Source organism: Microbacterium sp. zg.Y909 (assembly GCF_024626565.1).
In genome coordinates, this window is record NZ_JANJFJ010000400.1 from 1 (window position 1) to 3,920 (window position 3,920).

5 protein-coding genes are annotated in these 3,920 nt (G+C 70.7%); all 5 read left to right on the plus strand.

The window, feature by feature from the left end; genetic code table 11:
- The coding region (locus NQ160_RS20075) for a helix-turn-helix domain-containing protein (protein WP_257516873.1) at window positions 1–168 on the plus strand (168 nt) is incomplete at its 5' end.
- Between the two features lie 85 nt (window positions 169–253).
- Window positions 254–1,165, plus strand: a complete 912-nt coding sequence (locus tag NQ160_RS20080; RefSeq protein WP_257516874.1) for an ACP S-malonyltransferase — start codon at window positions 254–256, stop codon at window positions 1,163–1,165.
- Between the two features lie 2 nt (window positions 1,166–1,167).
- Window positions 1,168–2,169, plus strand: a complete 1,002-nt coding sequence (locus tag NQ160_RS20085) for a beta-ketoacyl-ACP synthase III (RefSeq protein ID WP_257516870.1) — start codon at window positions 1,168–1,170, stop codon at window positions 2,167–2,169.
- Window positions 2,170–2,248: 79 nt separating this feature from the next.
- Entirely contained in the window at window positions 2,249–2,497 is a 249-nt protein-coding gene (locus NQ160_RS20090) for an acyl carrier protein (protein ID WP_257516871.1), read from the plus strand.
- A 55-nt stretch (window positions 2,498–2,552) separates the two neighbouring features.
- Entirely contained in the window at window positions 2,553–3,791 is a 1,239-nt protein-coding gene (locus NQ160_RS20095) for a beta-ketoacyl-[acyl-carrier-protein] synthase family protein (RefSeq protein ID WP_257516872.1), read from the plus strand.
- The last annotated feature ends 129 nt before the right edge of the window (window positions 3,792–3,920 follow it).

Genomic DNA, 3,920 nt, shown 5'->3' on the forward strand with positions numbered 1-3,920 from the left:
CACCCGAACACCGTGCGGTACCGGCTCAAGCGCGTCTCCGACGTCATCGGCTGGGACGCGACCGGGCCGCGCGAGGCACTCATCCTGCAGACTGCGCTCATCCTGGGTTCGATCGGGACGGATGCCGCGCGTCGGCGACCCTCCCCTCACCGTCGCCCGCACGCGTGAGCTGTGGGGGCAGTACAAGGGATTCGGCGATTCTTGTGACGTGTTCGCCAGATGACCGGTCGTTCTTGTTGGCAGGATGGGTGAAGTGATCATCGCCGTCTTCCCCGGTCAGGGCTCGCAGACCCCCGGGTTCCTCTCCCCCTGGCTTGAGATCGACGGTGCTCGCGAGCGCCTCGCCGCCGCGTCCGACGCGGCAGGAGTCGATCTGATCGCCGCCGGCACCGAGTGGGATGCCGACCGCATCCGCGACACCAGCGTCGCCCAGCCGCTCATCGTCGCCGCCGGCCTGCTGTCGTGGGAGGCGCTGCTGGCCGCCGCGCCGTCCCGGCCCGAAGGGGTCGCCGGCCACTCCGTGGGCGAAGTTGCGGCCCTCGTGGCATCCGGCGTGCTCTCGTTCGACGAAGGCATGCGACTGGTGGGAGTTCGGGGTCGTGCGATGGCGGACGCCGCCGCCCTGGAGCGGACCGGCATGAGCGCCGTGCTCGGGGGCGACCAGGATGCCGTGCTCGCGCGACTTGCGGACCTCGACCTCACCGCGGCGAACCACAACGGCGGTGGGCAGATCGTTGCCGCCGGCGCGCTGGCGGCGCTGGCGGAACTGTCCGCGGAACCGCTGAAGGGCGCCCGCGTGATCCCGCTGCAGGTGGCGGGGGCTTTCCACACCCGCTACATGGTGCCCGCCGTCGAGACGCTGCGCCTCGCCGCTGCCGACCTCGAGCCTGCGGACCCCGCGCTCACACTGTGGACCAACCACGACGGCGCCACCGTGATCGGCGGACGCGAAGCGCTCGACCTGCTGGTGGCGCAGGTCGCCTCGCCGGTGCGCTGGGACCTCTGCATGGCGTCGTTCGCCGACCATGGGGTCACCGGCATCATCGAGTTGGCCCCCGCCGGCACCCTGACGGGCCTGGCGAAACGGGCGCTGCGGGGCGTTCCGACCGTGGCAGTGAAGACCCCTGACGATCTGGGCGCTGCGGCGGCCCTCTTGGGAGCATGAAGATGAGCGCGACTCTGCACCAGGTCACGGGCCCGGCCCACACCCGCATCTACGCCTACGGCGCCGCGCGCGGTGAGGTGTCCGTGCCCAACGACGACCTCGTGGGACCCATCGACTCCAGTGACGAGTGGATCCGCCAGCGCACCGGCATCGTCACCCGCACTCGAGCGGTCCGTGAGACCACCGCGGTGGATCTCGCGTCGACTGCCGCGGCCGAGGCCGTCGCCCGGTCGGGCGTCGACCCGTCCGAGATCGACGCGGTGATCGTCGCGACCGTCTCGAACCCCAAGCAGACCCCGTCGGTGTCGGCGATCGTCGCGGACCGCATCGGGGCGAACCCCGCCGCGGCGTACGACGTGAACGCCGCCTGCGCCGGCTTCGCCTACGCGGTCGCGCAAGCCGACGCGCTCATCCGCGCCGGCGCCGCACACTACGCCGTGGTCGTCGGGGCCGAGAAGCTCAGCGACATCGTCGACCCCACCGACCGCTCGATCTCGTTCCTGCTCGGCGACGGCGCCGGGGCCGTCGTCATCGGTCCGAGCGACTTCCCGGGCATCGGCCCGACCGTCTGGGGCTCCGACGGCTCGAAGGCCGACGCCGTCGGCATGAGTCACACTCTCGTGGACTTCCGCGACGGACTCGCCCCCTGGCCGACCCTCCGGCAGGAAGGCCCCACGGTCTTCCGGTGGGCGGTCTGGGAGATGGTCAAGGTCGCTCGCCAGGCGCTCGAGGCTGCGGGCGTGACGGCAGCGGATCTCGCCGCCTTCGTTCCGCACCAGGCGAACATGCGGATCATCGACGAGTTCGCCAAGCAGCTGAAGCTGCCCGAGTCCGTCGTCATTGCGCGCGACATCGAGACGACGGGCAACACCTCCGCAGCATCCATCCCGCTCGCCACCCACCGGCTGCTCGAAGAGCACCCGGAGCTGTCGGGCGGCCTGGCGCTGCAGATCGGCTTCGGCGCCGGTCTCGTCTTCGGCGCGCAGGTGGTCGTGCTCCCGTGAGCGCGGCGACCGCGACCCTAAACTGAACAGCGGCCCGCCGGGCCGACCATCCCCGTCACACCTAAGAACAGGAGCACCCATGGCTTACACGAACGACGAGGTCCTCGCAGGACTCGCCGAGCTCATCACCGACGAGACCGGCATCTCGGCCGACGAGGTCGCGCTGGAGAAGTCGTTCACCGACGACCTCGACATCGACTCCATCTCGATGATGACGATCGTCGTCAACGCCGAGGAGAAGTTCGGCGTCACGATCCCCGACGAAGAGGTCAAGAACCTCAAGACCGTCGGCGACGCTGTCACCTACATCACGTCCAACCAGGTCTGAGTCGGCACCGGTGGGGGCTGCGGCCCCCACCCGCTGGCGTGGAGGAACCACACACATGAGCAGCCCCCGCATCGTTGTCACCGGGATCGGCGCCTCGTCGCCGATCGGCGGCACCGCGCCCGAGAGCTGGTCCGCGTTGCTGGCCGGTGCGTCCGGCGCGCGCACGTTGGAATACGACTGGGTGGAGGAGTACCAGCTGCCCGTCACGTTCGCCGCGCAGGCCGCTGTACGCCCGGACACCGTTCTGGCGCGTCCGGTCTCCAAGCGGCTCGACCCCGCGTCGCAGTTCGCGATGGTCGCCGCCATGGAGGCCTGGGAGGACGCCGGGGCACCGGAGATCGATCCCGAGCGCCTGGGTGTCGACTTCGCGACCGGCATCGGCGGCGTGTGGACCCTGCTCGACGCCTGGGACACGCTGCGCGAGAAGGGTCCGCGGCGCGTCATGCCGATGACCGTCCCGATGCTCATGCCGAACGCCGCTGCCGGCAACCTCTCGCTGCACTTCGGCGCCCGCGCCTACGCGCGCACCGTGGCCAGCGCCTGCGCCTCGAGCACGGAGTCGATCGTCAACGCGGTGGAGCACATCCGGGCCGGGTACGCCGACGTCGTCATCGCCGGTGGCACGGAATCGGCCATCCATCCGATCACGGTCGCATCGTTCGCGTCGATGCAGGCGCTGTCGCGCCGCAACGACGATCCTGCAACGGCGTCGCGACCGGCGAGCATCGACCGTGACGGCTTCGTCATGGGCGAGGGCGCGGGGGTGCTCATCCTCGAGACCGAGGAGCACGCCAAGGCGCGCGGCGCCAAGATCTACGCGGTCGTCGCGGGCGGCGGCGTGACTGCCGACTCGTACCACATCACCGCCAACGACCCCGAGGGCAAGGGCGCAGCGCGCGCCGTGTCGATGGCGCTCGCCCAGGCGGATGCCTCCCCTGACGACGTGACGCACATCAACGCCCACGCCACGTCAACCCCTGTGGGAGACCCGAACGAGTACCAGGCGCTGCGGGCGGTCTTCGGCGATCGCGTCGACGAGATCCCCGTGTCGGCGACGAAGGCATCGACCGGCCACCTGCTCGGCGGCACCGGAGCGCTCGAGGCGATCTTCACCGTGCTGGCTCTGCGTGACCGGGTCGCGCCCCCCACCATCAACCTCACCGAGCAGGACCCCGCCGTTCCCTTCCGACTGTCGGGAGAACCGACGCCGCTCGGCGACGGCGACCAGCTCGCGATCAGCAACTCCTTCGGCTTCGGCGGGCACAACGCGGTCGTCGCGTTCCGCTCGGTCTGACGCCCCGACACCACGCCCCCGGATGCTGTCGCTGACGGCATCCGGGGGCGTTCCGCGTCTCAGGGAGGGGACGCTCTCCCGGTTCCCGGGAATGATCACCGAGGTCCGGTACTGGCGCCGCGTGCCCTG